Genomic DNA, 17,098 nt, shown 5'->3' on the forward strand with positions numbered 1-17,098 from the left:
GTAAACGCTTACAAAAAATGAGAGGTCAGCCGATCATTTCCCGACGTACCTGTTGGTAAGCTTCCTTCAAATGCGCAAGATCGCTGTCCTTATCCGTCAGTCCCTCCTGAAGAGTTTCATACATATCCTCCAGTGTGTGAGGCGCTCCACTACAAACATAAAGCATGATGCCGGATCTCAAATGGTTCAAAAATTCTTCTTTTAGCGACGCCAACAGGACTTCACCTCATCCCTTACAAAATATCGACCATAAAAAAACAACTTCCTTTTAGAAGTTGTTAAGTTTACGTATTGAAAAGCAAACAAACAGGCAGAAAACTGCCTATATGGAAACCATCCGACCGCACTTAACACCTCCTATCCTCGTAGGTTTTGATGTCTGCTGATACAGGCAGGTCTCCTGGCTTATGATCATGGCGTTCCGGAACCTTCCCATCTTCGTTTGTGAAGACAGTGGTATGTACGGAACACTCCCAATTACAGTTGCGGGACAGCACCGGATTTTAACCGGTTTCCCTATTAGTCCTTTTCTTTGAAAGAAAAGGAACCTGTATCTACAACGCTATTCAATTTTCTCTTTCAATATAGCAAACATTCGGAAAATAAACAATTTTATTTGAAATTCCGGAAAAAGTTATTCATGCCCGCATGGGCGCACACATCAAACAGAATGAGATGTGCGGCGTATACTATCAGGACTGAATGAATAAGGAGTGAAAAAGATGAGTTATGATTATGAAAGCTCAAGTTACGGTTACGACCATAAACATAAAGACCACTGTGGAAAATCCAAAAAAGTGAAGCATTATAAAAACTGCGTGGAAGATGTACTGGAGGCCATTGTTTATGCTCAGGACAGAGTGGAAGATGACAGCTGTCACACGTCATGCCAGCAATCCATTGATTCTCTGCTCGGGGATCATAAAGTAAAGAAGAACACCGTTCCGGTCATTCTTTACTGTGGCTGTGATCCCTTCAAGGGAACAGGCGTGACAACGTATTCGTGCCATGCGAAAAAAGAAACCTTCAAGTGTGTCCACACGTACCTTTTCAAAGTGAAGGATGTCCATGATGGGTGTGCGGTCCTTGAACTGCTAGTATTTAAGTCGGATTGGAAGGATGACTCGAAACAGAAGCACTCCGCATGCAGCCAGATTGATGGAAAAGCCGTTCGTGACCTGGCAGGTACGGGCATCTGCATCACCGTAGATTTATCCTGCTTCTGTGCGGTTACCTGTCTCCCGGCTGTCCGACTCCATTAAGCTGAAAAAAATTCAAACAAAGTGTCGCTTTGAATCGACTCCATCAAAAAAGCCGGCCGCAGCCGGCTTTTCTGATTCAGCCTCCGAAAGCTTCCAACATGTCTTCGATTTCTTTTTGATCAATGAAAGCAGAAGCAGCCAGGGGCGGGACGCTATTCCTGCTTGAAGGGCCGGATGAAAAGGCGCCTCTGGTGAGCATTTCTTTGATGGTGCGGAGTTCGTCGAGTACAGGGTCTCCTCCAGAGGTGCCTCCTGCTGCCGGTGCGGATAAGTACTGGTGCAGGGCAGAAAGAAGGAAGTGCTGGAGCGTATTATTTTCCGCGTGGTAGGCCAGTTCTTTTATCACATCCGCTTCGACGGTCTGCGCGTGTCCGGTCCTGACGTCTATATATTTCTCAGGAATGGTGACAACGGTTTCGTTGAAGTAATCACGGTAGGTGTGTGACATCGTTTCACCTTCTCACCCTTATGACCTGTCAGCGGTCTGTTTTTTACTGAAGAGCTGCATTTTAGCAAGAATCATCAACCCTCGTACGTTCAATTTGGCCATTTCCTCAGGGAATGTCAATTCAATCGGGCGTCCTTTTTCACTCCAGGACACAGCAGCTTCACGAATCTGACGCTCGGCAATCTGGGCTGCGCCTCCGACGGCGATATAGCGGGCTGCCCCCTTGATTTCGTGTGAACTTGAACGGACGCGGTCGAAGTGCTCCAAATATTTTCCAGCCATCAATCGCAGCTGCGGGAGAATGTAGCGGCTGATATCCTTTTTTACGCCTGCAAAAGGTTCTACATACCATTCCGACTGGCCGCGTGCCAGTTTTTCTTCCAGTTCCGATCTGGAGTTGAAGCTGTACAGCTCATTCTGGCTTACTTTTTGTATGATGGTATCGAGAAAAGGGTTGATGCCGAACGGCTCACCTTCCACAGAAGCCACCGGTTTATTGTGTTTGATACCGACAAAGTCGACGGAATCTCCTCCGAGGTCTCCAATGATGACTCCACGCTCCGATTCTTTCACCAGCGATTCATCAGAGACGGCGAGCGTTTCGGGATCGCGGGTGAGGGCCAGATAGGCGAGGGCGCCTTCTGCCCCGACGATCACATCCTCAATATGGAGAGTTACCACTGCTTCTTTCGGTTCCCGGATCCCGGGCACTTTATGGAAAATGATTGTATGCGTACCGGTGAGCCGGTTTTTCAACGTATCCTTCCGGCGCTTGTACTGGGTGGTCGGCAGGGAAACCGCCAGTTGATCGATCGTGTACTCGACATCCTTTTCTGAACCACTGCCGAGCAGGGCGTGGTAAGCAGCAGCGGCAAAAAGAAGAATATACGTCCGTTCTTCATCAACCTTTTGATTGTTAAAGGAAGTCAGGCTGACATTTCTCTGTTTGACCGCTGACTTGCCGATGTAGTAAATGTTCCGTCGGTCCTGGATGGCCGGGCTTTTGATTTCCACAATCATGTTTTCTTCATAATCCACATCTTCCTCGTCATATGGCATTTCATAAAACTCTTCATCAAACAAAGCGACGGCGTTCGGGATTTGATAATCCATGAAACCACCGTCATCTGATGCGAGAATCTTATACCAGCTGTTCCCGATATCTACAGAGAAAATATGCTCGTTTTTCATTTTCTACCTCCTGACGTTAAAGCATATGCGCAGCTTTCCAGGCTGTGCCAGTACTCCCACCGGGGGCCTCTGATAGATTTGGGCGGACCATTTCTATAAATCTTTTACAGGAACTTGTCTTAAAAGTTCCACGTTTATACTAATACAAGTGACCATGCCTTCGAAATCATAGAGCATAGACTACAGTGAGGTTACTATAAAGGAGGAAAACATCATGAGAAAAAATGACCGTCACTGTGTCAACCTGAATGAATCAGCTTCTATTGAACAGTGTACAAATTCAAGTGCGGATACTCCGATCACTCCAAGCGGAGAGCGTATCGTCCGGATTCCGGTTGAACTGGGAGCCTATAATGTTACGACTAACCTCGTCGCTAACATTTCCTTCCCACACCCGGTACTTGAAATCAAAGATATCAAAAAGCGTGTCATCATTACCCAGTGCCGTCTGCTTACGCGTACGTCCACAGGCGACGACGATGACCAGTTTTCTGCAGGTCCGTTCCCATTGTTCTTGAAAGGGTATGTCCGTAAAAACATTCAATACGCGACACCTTGTCATGATTCTGAGGGTGAGTGTGTATCATCTGAAATCAAGTCCCTCACTGTGAAAGTACCATTTGAGTGCATGACTACCATCGAATTGGATTCACCAGCTCAACTGCCTCTTCGTAATCGTAGAGACGAGTACGACTTTTTCAGAGCCCAGGACCTTGGCAAAGGATATCCGGAAAAAGACCAGTATCTGTCCAGCGATCTTTCCCAGTTCCATCAGGAAAGCTTCCAGGCATACAACCAGCTGCCATTCTGTGAGCTAGTTTCCAGTCAGATTCTTGAGTGGGACGAAGCAACAGACCGCCGCTCTTTTGGCGACAGCCCGGTTGATGAAGGATACTTCCGTCATATCGTTGAAAAAATGCAGGTGCGATTCACTATTAAAGTGCTTCAAAACCAACAGGTGCGCGTAGACGCTCTGTAATCGAAGAGGGTGGCAGTCCATCAGGGCTGTCATCTTTTTTTGCTGTTCCACCATTGTCTTGAAATCAGGATAAGAGCCCAGACACAGAAAAGGCAGCTACATACGATGTGGGTATATTTTGATTAGGGGGCAGACAAATGACAGGTGTGTTTAACGAAGAGGACGGCTTGGAGCTTCACTGTGAAAGAAAACCGCATGTAAGTATCGGCAAGATTGTAACGAAGGTTCCTGTCGTACTCGCAGAACTGAAGCTTCAGATCCATGTCAGTGAAACGATCACTTTTCCAGAGCCGGTGCTTGAGATCAAAGATATTAAGAAACGTGTGCACTTAACCCAATGCCGCCTGCTGCTGCCATCTAAAAAACTGTTTATTAAAGGATTCGTACGAAAGAATATCCAATATGCCAGCCCGTGCAGTGAAATTGAAATGCCGACAGATAAGAGTGTGGCTTCCGACCTTCATTCCTTTACGGTGGATGTCCCTTTCGAACAGGTGACTGAAATTAAGGATTTTCTTTCCATGCCGGTGATGCCGAAGAACAATACGCGGGAAGAATTTGATTTTGTCCGATCCAAGTCTTTACCAGAGGGATTTCCGGAAAAAGACCAGCATATCAGCAGTGACATTTCCCAGTATCATCAGGAAAGCAGTCAATTTTATAATGAACTGCCTTACTGTGAACTGCTGTCGAGCCGGATCGTGGAGTGGGATGAAGCATTGGACCGCATGCCTCTTCCAGGGAAAGCCCCTTTTCATGAAGGGTATTTCACAAAGATAGAGGAGAAGATGGTGCTGGATATCTGTGTGAACGTCCTGCAGAAACAGCAGATCCGTGTCGCATCTACAAGCAACGGTGATTGATTCATAGGAAAAGAGGGAGGAAAGGAGGCGTCCTTTCATATCTATGAAACGTGATGTCATTACTTTTCAACAGACACACTGGGTCAATCCTAAGAATCGTGGAAGTTTCCTGGGCGGTCATCTGTCAGGGTGGGGAGAGGAAACAAGGGGCGGCGGCCCGTTGTTTCTCCCTTCCTCTGCCGTTGAAGAGGAGGAAATGGCCTTGTTTAAACCGGAGGAAGAGGAGAAGGCTGTGGAAAACAATACCCGCATACCAATGAATGAAGGCGAAATAAGAAAACGAAAGTCGTGCCTTGCCGCTGAATTCTCTTCGATGCTTGATGAATCCAGCGGAGGGTTCTTTGATGATACGACGGAACCAGCAGAGGAGGGAGGTGTGCTCCCTGAAATATTTGCTCTTCTGGAAGAGTCGGAGGATTCTGCAGAAGCGTCCTTCGTTTCTAAAGCCGATCATGATTACCCCATCCTCGGAGATATTGCTTCTGCCATGGTAGAATCCTCCAATGAGTTCAAGAGTCATTACTTTTCTCAAAAAGCTATGTCGCAGCCCACAGAATCTTCTGATGCCGGGGAGAAGGCTGTAGAACGGCATCCTGCGGAAGACCCCCGTTCTGTTTCGTCCATTATAGAGGACGAAAGCTGTGAAGACCCTTTTTCAGGCAGTGGGATCGATGATTTATTTGCATGTGAATCCTCTTCCAGTTCTTCTTCATCCTCTTCTTCAAGCTGTCCAGTCTGTGATGATGGTTCGTCGGATTCATGGAATGAACAGAGCATAGAAAAAACGGTGAAAGTGCCTGTCCTTCTGGCTCATGTTCCATTGGAATGGGAGATCCGGGAAAGTATTCCTGTTCCTTGTCATTCCGGTGCCGTTCTGAAGACGGAATGGTCCGTCCATGACATTCACATCTCTGCTCCTATGTACCCGTTTCTATTTCTGCGCGGGTGTTTTACTGTATCCGTGGATTATCAGGAACGTGGGGAGTTGAAGCGGATCTGTAAACGGGTTCCTTTTGAGGAAACGGTGGAAGTGGGCGCGATGATCACTCCTGAACTCCCCACCTATTCGGAAAAGGAATACACAGCAAAAAGCGCGGAAATGCATAAGGAAATCTATCAAACGTATCCATCTCCGGTGGAAAAGGAGCTGGAGAACGTTTCCTTCCTGGTCCATCAGGAATGTTATGGAAAAGGAGACCTTCACGTGCAAGGGGTTTTTCATGGGGGGCTGCTTCTTTACCAGCAGCGGTTCAAACGTTTGGATGTCTGGGAATCATGAACCGAATAAACAAAAAGAAAGAGGGTTCCGCAGGAAGGAACTCTCTTTTCAATGGTCACGTTCAAGGTGCTCTCTACAATGATGGAAGGTGGAGGAATGGCTGCCTGTTCATGTTGAACGGTGGTGGGGAAATGTCCGGGATTCAGGCCGCCGCCCTGGAGGAAAATTCTCTGTGATACCAAGGCATGTTTCATCTTTGAGAGTCCGAGTCAAAAGGGTTGTCTATGAGACAGGTTTCTTTCGACTCCCTACTACTATATGTTCTCCAGGGACGGTTGGCATGGTCAGATGCCGGCAGACTATAAAATTAGGTTAGCAGCCATCAAGGGAAAGTAGATTTCTATACTGATATAGAACGTTCTTTTCCATAGGCCTGTACATATACTAGAAAACAATGGATGGAAGGGGGCGGAGCTGTTGGAGGGGACGCTGATGATTATGATCCTGTCAGCCATGGCTACGGGTGCGGGAGCCCTCCCGGTCCTGCTGATCCGCCGGGTATCCCACCGGAAAATGGACAGCATTCTCGCCTATACCGCTGGTGTGATGATGGCAGCATCTACCTATGGCCTTATCCCGGCCTCTTTGAAGCTGACTAATGTAACGGTGCTTTGTATTGGTGTACTCGGAGGCGCGCTGATTTTGAACCTGCTCGAGTATCTTCTTCCCCATGTAGATATGGATCATACGAGGAAATCACCCGTGCTGCCGCACCAATCGCTGATGCTTGTCGCGGCGATGACCCTCCATAACATTCCGGAAGGGTTGTCGGTCGGTGCCAGCCTGGCCAGTCAAGTCGAGCATCTCGGAATGGTCGTCGCTTTTTCCATGGGTCTTCAGAACGCACCGGAAGGGTTCCTTGTCGCTTTGTTCCTTCTCCATCAAAACGTTTCAAGACGGACAGCCCTTTTTATGGCGGTGCTGACAGGTGGGATCGAATGCGTCTCCAGTTTTATTGGGTTTTACGTGGTTCATATCTCTCTGTTCCTCGTTCCTTACGGGCTCGCCTTTGCTGCTGGTGCGATGTTGTTCATCGTTTATAAGGAGTTGATTCCGGAAACCCATGGTCATGGCTATGAGCGTCTGGCTACGTTCTCTTTCCTACTTGGGCTGCTCAGCATGATCGGAATTGTGGAATGGTTCCGCTGAATCCTGCCGGATGATCCGGCGGGATTTTTTGTTCTCCCAACCCTTTCTTGTAAACGTATCAGCAAAGAAAGGCAAGGGGGAATGATTCGTTGGAAATATTTTATTGGAAAAATATCGTTATAGGTGGTTTTTCATCGGGTATGCAGAAATTGGGAGGAGATAGCATGAATAAAAAAATGATTGATTACAAAATATTCATTCCATCACTTTTACTGATGGCTGCCATCAGTATCCCTTTTGCCTTGTATGAATCACAGTCGTTGGAACTTATGAATACAGTCTTTGATTCGATTGTGTCATCATTCAGCTGGGGATACTTATGGTATGGCATTTTACTGGTCGCCGCAGGTCTTTACTTGGCATTTTCCAAATACGGAAAAGTGGTTCTTGGGGATCCGAAGGAGAAGCCGAGGTTCACCCTTTTTGAGTACGCGTCCATTCTGGTCGCGATGGGTGTAGGATCGACGATCATGCGGACGGGGATGCTCCAGTGGACGTCTGTCGCCAACGACCCGCCGGCCGGTGTAGAGGCTGGTTCTGCGGAAGCCCTGCTGTGGGGGAACGCCTACAGTATGTTTTTATGGGGCTTTCAAGTATTCGCTATTTTTGTCATGATAGCACCGGCGATGGGATACATACTTCACGTAAAAAAACGCCCGTTGATGAGAATTTCAGAGGCCTGCCGGATTTTGTTCGGAGATAAGTTCACAGACGGCATCGGAGGCCGGCTGCTGGATGTGTTGTTTTTAATCAGTATTCTTTCCGGAGCAGCTGTTACGCTTGGTCTGGGAGCGCCGATCATTACGCAGAACCTTTCTCATCTGCTCGGTATCCAGGTGGATTTCACGCTGACGATCATCGTTACCATCGTCTGGGTCTTTTTATTTTCCCTTAGTGCTTATCTCGGCATCGAAAAAGGAATCAAACGGTTAAGTACATGGAACATGTATATTGCCGGTTTTTTAGCCCTGTTTATTCTCGTCGGAGGTCCAGGTGTTTTCATCCTGAACTACTTCACGGATAGTGTATCGATGCTCTTGACCAACTACCTGGATTTTTCCTTGAACACTGAATCGGTCTATCAGGGGGAAACTTCGCATATTCAAAGCAACACGATTTTCTGGTTCGCCTACAGCGCCACCTGGGCCATGCTTCACAGTGTGTTTGCAGCAAAGATTTCACAGGGTCGGACGATTAAGGAGATGATTCTCACTTATCTGCTCGCTCCAACGCTGCTTTCCTGGCTGGCGACAGGGGTCCTTGGCGGGCTTGGTGTCCACCGCTATCTGACTGGAAATCTTGATATTTTGAACTTCGTTGAAGAAGAAGCGCGTATGGCTGCGATACCGGAAATTTTAAATACGCTTCCTTTCGGAGAAATCGCCATTGTCATCTTCATGATTGTCGCCTTGATTTTCCTGACGACGACCCTCGATTCCACGACTTATACGATTGCCGCCTATACAAGTACGCGGGATATGAGCCGTTTTGAGCCGCCAAAGATGCTTCGTATTATCATTGCGGCTGTGATTACTGCTTTTGCTTTGATTCTAATGAGGATCGGCGGTCTGGCGCCATTGAATGTCGTATCAGGCCTTATGGGTCTGCCGATCATCGTCATTCAATTCATTCTGATTTACGCAGCGAAGAAAATGATCGACGCCGATCAAGCCTGGCTGACCAACGTCCGTCAGAAAGATAGGCCTTCAAAAGCTTATGAAGCGAAGCGTAAAGTGGAATAGTCTGGTAGATTGGATTACACTGATATCAGAGTAACTTTTGAAAGGGGACCTGTACATGTATGAATCACTGCACCACGTATCTATCATTGTATCGGATATAGAACAAGCCAAACATTTTTATGGCGGGGTGCTCGGATTTGAAGAAAGCCCGGACCGTCCTGATTTCGACTTTCCCGGAGCCTGGTATCAGGTAGGCGCAACGCAGATTCACTTGATTGCTTATGCAGAAGGAAAAACGCTTCGCGGTACAACCGAGATTGATTCCAGGGATGGACATTTTGCGGTCAGAGTCCGTGATGTTGAGGCGTTTATCGAAAGAATGGAAAAGCACGGAGTGGAGATGCTGAACAAGCCTGTCAATAAAACGGAATGGCATCAGGTGTACATCGCCGATCCCGATGGAAACATTATTGAATTTAATAGATAAAGCTGGAGACGGTCGATATCATTCGATCGTCTTTTTTTTGTTTTTTTCTTCCTTTTTTTGAAACGATGGCACGGCTGGGTTGTCAGCGCTTACTTAACATTAATATGTTAGTTTTTCTGACATAGGGTGTTGATTGTATGTTAGTATTTGTTGTATTATTCTGCATATTAAGAATATTGGAGGAAAATTATGCTTCCCACTTACGCTGGTTATTTGTTGTTGCTTGTGTTTGGATTGTTTTTCACTGTCGTTACGGTTGTGATGCAGCGCAGAAAAAAACAGAAAATGACCGCTGAACAGTTTAGTACCGCTGGCAGAAGCATTGGTGTCGGTCTGGCAAGTGCGTCCATCATTGCTGCCTGGACGTGGGCGGCTACGTTAATGATGTCCTCGGCTACAGGATTTCAGTACGGCATCAGCGGACCGTATTGGTATGCTGCTGGTGCCTGTATCCAAGTGCTTCTTTTTGCGATAGTAGCCATCAACTTGAAAAAGCGTGCCCCCAAAGCCCATACGTTTCTTGAATTCATTGCTCAGCGCTTTGATAAGAAGAACCACCGTTTAATTATGGGTTTTGCGTTGATGACCAACATTCTTGTGACAGCGATGGTAGTCCTTGGTGGAGCCATTGCCTTGAACTCGCTGACAGGCATGAATATTTATGCCGCCGCCTTCCTCATTCCTCTCACATTCACGATTTACACCATGATTGGTGGATTGAAAGCTTCCTTCATCGCTGATTATTTCAACACTGTTATGATTTTTGCCATCCTGGCTGTCTTCGCTGCCGCCATCTATGTGAAGTTCGGTATTGATCCGATTTATGAAGGATTGCAGAGCATGCCTTCTTCCGCCTCGATGCTGACGATGGCTTCCATACCGGGTCTTTTGTTCGGAATGGTTAATATTATCGGTAATTTTGGAGCGGTCTTTGTAGATCAGGCGTACTGGCAGCGAGCAATTGCGAGTAAGGATAGTGCCGCTTCCAAAGCTTACATATACGGAGGGCTTGCCTGGTTTTCCATTCCATTTGCGATTGCGACTTTTCTTGGTGTCAGTGCGGCCGGCCTTGGGGTGGCGGTATCGACACCGGATGCAGCGGCTCCGGAAATGGCGGCCTACCTTCTGGGTGGTATCGGTTCGATTTTATTTTTAGCCATGCTGTTTATGGCGGTTATGTCTACAGGAGCCGCCGAGCTGACAGCTATTACGAATATCATTGTCACGGATATTTACCGGACGTCAATCCGTCCGGGTGCTTCGAGTGACCAGTTATTAGCGATGTCCAGAAAGGTTACCCTTGGATTCGGATTGATGATGGGCGTCCTTTCGATTCTGTTGTTTAAGGTTGGTATCAGTCTAAGCTTTGTATATATGGCAATGGGGATTTTCGTCAGCGGTGCTGTCATCCCGGTTACCCTCGGTCTGCTTTGGAAAAAGGCGACCAATGCCGGGACTTTTTACGGCGCGTCCTCCGGGCTTGTGCTTGGTGTTACAGCATGGCTGGTTTCCGCCTCCACTATCTATGGTGAAATCACCGTGCAGTCGCTTGGGGAACTGGAGCCGATGTTCTTCGGTAATATCACAGTTTTCTTAGTGAGTGGAGCCATATCCATTGGTCATGCTCTTTATGCGAATCAATCGTTTGATTTTGACTCATTGAAAGATAAGTTCCACAGCTTCGATGAAGAAGCAGATCCCATAGAGGAGGATTCTTATGAGCGAAAACGAGCGTCAGCTGAGTAAAGATGCCGTTATTTGTACAAGATGGGCTTTATCCTTAACGGCCGTGTTCATCATTATTTTTCCAGGCATTATGTTTTTAACGGGTTATCAGTACAGCCTTGATTTTTTTAAAGGATGGACGTACTTGTCCTTTGGATGGCTGATCATCGCAGGACTGATGATTACGCTGAGGCCTGTCATTGAACTTGTCAGGGACCGGAAAGCTGGGTAGGACAAAGAGATTGGGGAGGAAACTATGAAACTGACGTCGCGGGAAAGAGAGAAGTTGATGATCGTGCTTGCTGCTGATCTGGCACGAAGAAGACAGGAGCGCGGTTTGAAGCTGAATTACCCTGAAGCGGTATCGATTATTACTTATGAAGTGGTGGAAGGTGCGAGAGATGGAAGGACGGTGGCGGATTTGATGCAGTATGGTGCCGCTGTATTGACCCGGGAGGATGTGATGGAAGGGGTTCCTGAAATGATTCCCGATATCCAGGTGGAAGCAACGTTTCCCGACGGGGTCAAGCTGGTCACCGTTCACGAGCCGATTCGATGAGGAGGAGATGAAGTGAAACCAGGTGAGTTTATCCTGAGGTCGGAAACGATCCGCTGTAATGAAGGGAAGGAAGTAGTGGAAGTCACCGTATTAAATAGAGGCGACCGGCCGGTCCAGATCGGCTCCCACTTTCACTTTTTTGAAGTGAACCCGTTTCTGCAATTTGATCGTGAAGAAGCCAGGGGGCGTCATTTGAATATTCCGGCCGGGACAGCTGTCCGGTTTGAGCCGGGAGATGAAAAAACAGTTCCTCTCGTTGCTTTTTCCGGGGAGAGAAAAGTGTATGGATTGAATCAACTTGTCAATGGGAGGCTGGATGATGAGCTTTGAGATGCCGCGGCGCCAGTATGCCGATATGTTTGGACCGACAAAAGGGGATGCGGTCCGGCTGGCTGATACGGACCTTTTTATTGAAGTGGAAAAAGACTATACGAGGTATGGAGATGAAGTGAAATTCGGAGGAGGCAAGGTCATCCGTGACGGGATGGGCCAGCACCCTCTTGCATTAAGGAATGAAGCAGTTGACCTTGTCATTACCAATGCGGTCATACTGGATCACTCCGGAATTATCAAAGCTGATATCGGGATCAAGGATGGGTGGATTCAAACGATTGGAAAAGCAGGAAACCCACTGTTGATGGATGGCGTGGATATCGTGATCGGGGCCTCTACAGAGGTCATTGCCGCTGAAGGAATGATTGTAACGGCAGGTGGGATTGATGCCCATGTTCATTTCATTTCCCCTCAGCAGATTGAAACGGCTTTATCTTCCGGTGTAACAACCATGATTGGAGGGGGGACCGGCCCGGCCACGGGTACAAAGGCAACCACGTGCACCCCTGGGTCGTGGAATATTGAGAGGATGCTGGAGGCAGCAGAAGAGTTTCCGATGAATCTCGGATTCTTAGGAAAAGGAAATACCACAAGTGCAGAAGCCATTCAGGAGCAGGTTGAAGCTGGAGCCGTAGGGCTGAAGCTTCACGAAGACTGGGGAACGACAGCGGCGACGATTGATACATGCCTGCAGGTCGCTGATCAATTTGACGTTCAAGTGGCCATTCATACAGATACGCTGAACGAAGGTGGATTCGTAGAACATACGCTCGAAGCTATCGGGGGACGGGTCATTCATACCTATCATACAGAGGGGGCCGGCGGTGGTCATGCGCCTGACATTATTGAGGCGGCCGGATATTCGAATATTCTTCCATCCTCCACGAACCCGACCCGTCCCTACACCGTGAACACGCTGGAAGAGCATCTGGATATGCTGATGGTTTGTCACCATCTGGATCCAAGTGTTCCGGAGGATATCGCTTTTGCGGACTCGCGGATTCGTAAAGAAACGATTGCCGCTGAGGATATTATGCATGACCTTGGAGTGTTCAGCATGATTTCCTCTGATTCCCAGGCTATGGGGAGGGTCGGAGAAGTAATTATCAGGACGTGGCAGACGGCCGATAAAATGAAAAAGCAGCGGGGGCCTTTAGAGGGAGACCATGAGCACAGTGACAACTTCCGGGCGAAGCGCTACGTAGCGAAATATACGATAAACCCGGCGATAACGCATGGCATATCCGACTATGTCGGCTCTGTAGAGGAAGGCAAGTTTGCTGATTTAGTGCTCTGGGATCCGGCATTTTTTGGGGTGAAGCCTGAGCTGATTTTAAAGGGCGGCTTGATTGCTCATAGTTTAATGGGCGATCCGAATGCAAGCATACCGACACCACAGCCGGTGCTGTACAGGGAGATGTTCGGTTCCCTCGGGAAAGCGAAAGCCTCTACAGCTATGACATTCGTATCTCAATCCGCCTATCAAAAAGGTGTCCATCGAACACTCGGGTTGGAAAAAATCGTCCGGCCGATTTTAGGAGTCCGGAACTTAACGAAAAAATCGATGATTCATAACGGCGAAACGCCGTCTATTGAAGTAGACCCGCAGACCTATGTTGTTAAAGTGGATGGAAAAATCATCCACTGCGAACCGGCAGAGACGGTAGCTATGGGACAGCGGTATTTCTTATTTTGAGGTGATTGGATGATTATTGAAAAGGTAGCAGGTAATATTTCAGAAACGAATAATCGGGCTCCGCACGTCGAATACGTAAAGCTGGAGAGTGAACAGCTTCTCAAACGAGTCCAGCGAGTGACGACGGATCACGGCCGTGAAATCGGTATCCGGCTCGGAAAAAACAAAGAGCTTTCGGACGGGGACATCTTACATATCGATGAGAAGAACATGATTGTCGTAAGCGTTCATAAGGATGATGTGCTTGTCATACGTCCGAAAAACATCCGCGAAATGGGAGACATTGCTCATCAGCTCGGCAACCGGCACGTGCCTGCGCAGTTTGAAGGGGAAGAAATGCTTGTTCAGTATGACTACCTCATTGAAGAACTGTTGGAGAATGAAGGCCTGGACTACTCCAGGGAAGAACGGAAGGTGCCTGAGCCCTTCCGGTATATCGGCCACAGCCATGATGATTAATTGGATGCCACTGCTGCAGCTCAGCGATTCTCAATTTCCATCCGGGGCGTTCTCGCATTCGTTTGGGTTTGAAACGTATATTCAGCAGGATGTCATCACAGATGCAGAGAGCTTCAAAGAGGCCCTGACCGCATTTTTGGACCGGCAGCTGGCATACAATGACGGCCTGGCCTTCTGGCTGGCTTATCAGGAAGTTAAAAATGATGGAGTGGATCTCATCCTCGAACTGGATCATCTTCTTTATGCGTCTACACCAGCAAGAGAAACACGGGAGGGGAATCAGCGGGTGGGGAAGCGGCTGGCAAAGTTGTGTCTGGATTTGTACCCTTCTCATCCATTGGAGCAGTATCATAAGTGGCTGATGGAAAAAGAGGGTTACGGCCACCCGGCCCTAGTGTTCGCTGTCGTTTACGGGGCGATGGAGGTATCCGGGTCCGCGGCGTTGGAAACATTTTTATTCACCTCATTGAGCTCAATGGTGCAGAACGCTGTGCGAGGGATACCTATCGGACAGACGGATGGGCAGAAAATTCTCGTCGCTCTGCAGCCCCATATACAAAAAACAGTCCGGCGTATCAAGGAAGCTTCGATCGAGGATCTGGGAGCGGGAAGTCCGGGGCTGGAAATCGCCCAGATGATGCACGAGCGCCTGCACGTACGGTTGTTTATGTCTTAAAAAAAGATTGGGAGGAATGGAATGATGGAACCGATTTGTATTGGAGTGGGAGGCCCTGTCGGGGCGGGAAAAACGATGCTTGTCGAACGGCTCACACGGGAGCTGAAGGATGAATTGAATATGGCTGTCATCACGAACGATATTTATACAAAAGAGGATGCGCAGTTTTTACTTAAGAATGGAGTGCTTCCTGGTGACCGCGTCATTGGAGTGGAAACTGGAGGTTGTCCTCATACGGCGATACGTGAGGATGCTTCGATGAACTTTGCGGCTATTGATGAGCTGAAGGAGCGTCATCATGATCTGGATTTAATTTTCGTCGAGAGCGGAGGGGATAATCTGGCTGCGACGTTCAGTCCGGAACTGGTGGACTTCTCTATCTATATCATTGACGTGGCTCAAGGGGAGAAGATTCCCAGAAAGAGCGGTCAGGGGATGATTAAATCCGATCTGTTCGTCATTAATAAAACCGACCTTGCTCCACATGTCGGAGCGGACCTTGATGTGATGAAACAGGATACGATTACAGCGCGTGGACAGAAGCCCTTCGTGTTTACCAACTTAAAAACGAAAGAGGGTCTTTCGGAGGTCATTGAATGGATTCATGACCATGCCTTTCTTAAAGGGCTGCAGGCATGACACACACCGGCGTCCTTCACCTGAAAGGAGAAAAACGCCGTAACCGGACGATCCTGTCTGGTTTTTATGAGGGGGCTTTCAAATTCACCCGTCCCGTTTACCTGGATGAGGAAACGTTGTCCGTTTATATGATTCATATTGGCGGAGGCTATGTGGATGGGGATTCCTATGTGAATGAAGTGACACTGGAAGAAGGAGCGGAATTGAGTGTAACGAGCCAGGCTGCATCCAAAGTGTACAAAACGATATCAAAGCCGGTGGAGCAGGTGACAAGGATTTATCTCGCTGCCGGCAGTTCCCTCGATTATTGTATGGATCCTCTGATCATGTATGAAGGAGCGCGATTCAATCAAGTGACGATCGTGGACATCGATGAAACGTCCTCTTTTTTCTACAACGATATTGTAACACCAGGGTGGTCCCGTGATGGAGAGCCATTCCGGTATGACTGGTACCGGAACAAATTGAAGGTGACCTCCGGAGGCAGTCTTGTTCTATATGATCACTTGCTGCTTGATCCTGGAAAAGGAGTGGAAGGGGTACTGGAACTTGAGGGGCATTCACATGTTGGATCGGTGGTTCTTTTTCATCCGGAGGCAGGAGTGGATTTTGTCGAAAAGCTTTCTGACCACCTTGAACAGCAGTTCCCTGGTGTCCGTTTCGGTCTTTCTTCGATGGATAAGGGAGGCGTCGTTATGCGGATGCTGGGAGATAACACCCAACAGCTTGAGTCGGTGACAGCGGTTGTTCACACCTTTTATCGAGAAACGTTATTACAGAAAAAAGAAGTTATCTGGCGGAAGTATTAAGGAGGATCAACAATGGAGGATATGAGTTTGTTAGCCGTTTTAGGACTGGGACTGGCGCTTGGGATTAAGCACGCGCTCGAACCGGATCATGTGATTGCGGTATCTACATCAGCGGCAAAAAGCAGAAAGGTGATTCAATCGGCGATGACCGGGATCTATTGGGGAATCGGGCATACCTTGACCATGTTTATATTTGGGATGGCGGTCATTCTCATGCAGGAGCAGATTCCTGAAACGTGGGCACAGTCGCTCGAAGCTCTTGTTGGAGTGATGTTGATTATAGTAGGAGCAACGACGTTTCTTTCTTATAAAAAGTCTTCTTTAAAGCAAGAAGGGCGCAGTTATAAGACATCTGTTTTTATGGGGATCGTCCATGGACTGGCGGGAAGTGCCGCCCTTGTACTATTAACGCTGAGCTCTGTGGAAAGCGCAGCTGAGGGAGCCGCATTCATTTTTATTTTTGGAGCAGGCACAATTATCGGAATGCTTTTGTTTACGACTGTGATTGGTCTTCCTTTTGTACTTACGACTAAAAAGTGGACGATGAATAAAGGATTGACACAGGCTGCTGGAGTTATCAGTGCTGTGTATGGCGTTTATTATTTATCAAGCATCTATCTTGGATAAGGTTGTACATAAGGTTCAAACGTCCATTTCCTTTCTTTACGAAATGGAATGTTCATTTGAGCCGATGAACGTTTGCGAAGGACCATCGCTGCAAATCTATGAAAACCTGCCAACTATTTTCTGACTGTAACTGAATGAAAAAGTTTGGGGATTCGCTCCCATGAGCCAAGGTGGGCTTTGAAAAACAGATCATCTCCTTTTTAAAATCATCATTCGGTGAGGCTTTGATGATCTT

The 17,098-nt window shown here is 47.8% G+C and carries 21 protein-coding genes and 1 riboswitch; of the genes, 18 read left to right on the forward strand and 3 right to left on the reverse strand.

Annotated features, from left to right (window positions below):
• Positions 1-25: 25 nt before the first annotated feature.
• Complete coding sequence (locus H615_RS0113645) at positions 26-214, reverse strand: hypothetical protein (protein ID WP_027955671.1); 189 nt, start codon at positions 212-214, stop codon at positions 26-28.
• Positions 215-373: 159 nt separating this feature from the next.
• Positions 374-567, reverse strand: a riboswitch (cobalamin riboswitch).
• A gap of 155 nt (positions 568-722) precedes the next feature.
• Here H615_RS0113645 and H615_RS0113650 point away from each other — a divergent pair.
• Complete coding sequence (locus tag H615_RS0113650) at positions 723-1,262, forward strand: CotY/CotZ family spore coat protein (protein ID WP_035532238.1); 540 nt, start codon at positions 723-725, stop codon at positions 1,260-1,262.
• A 76-nt stretch (positions 1,263-1,338) separates the two neighbouring features.
• Here H615_RS0113650 and H615_RS0113655 read toward each other — a convergent pair whose 3' ends face one another.
• Together H615_RS0113655 and H615_RS0113660 are read right to left on the reverse strand one after the other, a co-directional pair.
• Positions 1,339-1,710 carry a hypothetical protein gene (locus tag H615_RS0113655; RefSeq protein WP_027955673.1) on the reverse strand — a complete coding sequence of 124 codons (372 nt, stop codon included), beginning with the start codon at positions 1,708-1,710 and terminating at the stop codon, positions 1,339-1,341.
• Positions 1,711-1,728: 18 nt separating this feature from the next.
• Entirely contained in the window at positions 1,729-2,901 is a 1,173-nt protein-coding gene (locus tag H615_RS0113660) for a ParM/StbA family protein (RefSeq protein ID WP_027955674.1), read from the reverse strand.
• 214 nt (positions 2,902-3,115) lie between these two features.
• Between H615_RS0113660 and H615_RS0113665 the strand changes: the two genes are divergently transcribed.
• From H615_RS0113665 to H615_RS0113745, 17 genes are all read left to right on the forward strand, one after another.
• Positions 3,116-3,880: a CsxC family protein gene (locus H615_RS0113665; protein WP_027955675.1), complete on the forward strand. Its 765-nt coding sequence runs from the start codon at positions 3,116-3,118 to the stop codon at positions 3,878-3,880.
• 137 nt (positions 3,881-4,017) lie between these two features.
• The gene (locus tag H615_RS0113670; RefSeq protein ID WP_051254711.1) at positions 4,018-4,743 is read left to right on the forward strand and encodes a CsxC family protein; all 726 of its coding nucleotides are present in this window, start codon (positions 4,018-4,020) and stop codon (positions 4,741-4,743) included.
• 43 nt (positions 4,744-4,786) lie between these two features.
• Positions 4,787-6,022, forward strand: coding sequence for a hypothetical protein (locus H615_RS0113675; RefSeq protein WP_027955677.1), 1,236 nt, complete (start codon positions 4,787-4,789; stop codon positions 6,020-6,022).
• The gene (locus H615_RS0113680) at positions 6,019-6,198 is read left to right on the forward strand and encodes a hypothetical protein (RefSeq protein WP_027955678.1); all 180 of its coding nucleotides are present in this window, start codon (positions 6,019-6,021) and stop codon (positions 6,196-6,198) included. Before H615_RS0113675 ends, H615_RS0113680 begins: the two co-directional genes overlap by 4 nt.
• 256 nt (positions 6,199-6,454) lie before the next feature.
• Positions 6,455-7,171 carry a ZIP family metal transporter gene (locus H615_RS0113685; protein WP_051254720.1) on the forward strand — a complete coding sequence of 239 codons (717 nt, stop codon included), beginning with the start codon at positions 6,455-6,457 and terminating at the stop codon, positions 7,169-7,171.
• Positions 7,172-7,335: 164 nt separating this feature from the next.
• Complete coding sequence (locus tag H615_RS0113690; protein WP_169516208.1) at positions 7,336-8,913, forward strand: BCCT family transporter; 1,578 nt, start codon at positions 7,336-7,338, stop codon at positions 8,911-8,913.
• Between the two features lie 55 nt (positions 8,914-8,968).
• Complete coding sequence (locus tag H615_RS0113695; protein ID WP_027955681.1) at positions 8,969-9,340, forward strand: VOC family protein; 372 nt, start codon at positions 8,969-8,971, stop codon at positions 9,338-9,340.
• Between the two features lie 189 nt (positions 9,341-9,529).
• Positions 9,530-11,086: a sodium:solute symporter family protein gene (locus H615_RS0113700; RefSeq protein ID WP_027955682.1), complete on the forward strand. Its 1,557-nt coding sequence runs from the start codon at positions 9,530-9,532 to the stop codon at positions 11,084-11,086.
• Entirely contained in the window at positions 11,058-11,297 is a 240-nt protein-coding gene (locus H615_RS0113705) for a hypothetical protein (RefSeq protein WP_027955683.1), read from the forward strand. The genes H615_RS0113700 and H615_RS0113705 overlap by 29 nt, the downstream gene beginning before the upstream one ends.
• Before the next feature lie 24 nt (positions 11,298-11,321).
• Complete coding sequence (locus H615_RS0113710) at positions 11,322-11,624, forward strand: urease subunit gamma (protein ID WP_027955684.1); 303 nt, start codon at positions 11,322-11,324, stop codon at positions 11,622-11,624.
• A gap of 12 nt (positions 11,625-11,636) precedes the next feature.
• Entirely contained in the window at positions 11,637-11,954 is a 318-nt protein-coding gene (locus H615_RS0113715) for an urease subunit beta (protein WP_027955685.1), read from the forward strand.
• Positions 11,944-13,653, forward strand: a complete 1,710-nt coding sequence (gene ureC, locus H615_RS0113720; RefSeq protein WP_027955686.1) for an urease subunit alpha — start codon at positions 11,944-11,946, stop codon at positions 13,651-13,653. The genes H615_RS0113715 and ureC overlap by 11 nt, the downstream gene beginning before the upstream one ends.
• A 9-nt stretch (positions 13,654-13,662) precedes the next feature.
• Positions 13,663-14,112, forward strand: a complete 450-nt coding sequence (ureE, locus tag H615_RS0113725; RefSeq protein ID WP_027955687.1) for an urease accessory protein UreE — start codon at positions 13,663-13,665, stop codon at positions 14,110-14,112.
• A gap of 4 nt (positions 14,113-14,116) precedes the next feature.
• The gene (locus H615_RS0113730) at positions 14,117-14,788 is read left to right on the forward strand and encodes an urease accessory protein UreF (RefSeq protein ID WP_244877756.1); all 672 of its coding nucleotides are present in this window, start codon (positions 14,117-14,119) and stop codon (positions 14,786-14,788) included.
• A gap of 24 nt (positions 14,789-14,812) precedes the next feature.
• A complete protein-coding gene (ureG, locus tag H615_RS0113735) occupies positions 14,813-15,427 on the forward strand; it encodes an urease accessory protein UreG (protein ID WP_027955689.1) in 615 nt (204 codons plus the stop codon).
• Positions 15,424-16,236, forward strand: coding sequence for an urease accessory protein UreD (locus H615_RS0113740; protein WP_027955690.1), 813 nt, complete (start codon positions 15,424-15,426; stop codon positions 16,234-16,236). Before ureG ends, H615_RS0113740 begins: the two co-directional genes overlap by 4 nt.
• A 12-nt stretch (positions 16,237-16,248) precedes the next feature.
• Positions 16,249-16,863: an urease accessory protein UreH domain-containing protein gene (locus H615_RS0113745; protein WP_027955691.1), complete on the forward strand. Its 615-nt coding sequence runs from the start codon at positions 16,249-16,251 to the stop codon at positions 16,861-16,863.
• Positions 16,864-17,098: the final 235 nt, after the last annotated feature.

The sequence above is a fragment of the Halobacillus kuroshimensis DSM 18393 genome, from assembly GCF_000425705.1.
GTDB lineage: Bacteria > Bacillota > Bacilli > Bacillales > Halobacillaceae > Halobacillus > Halobacillus kuroshimensis.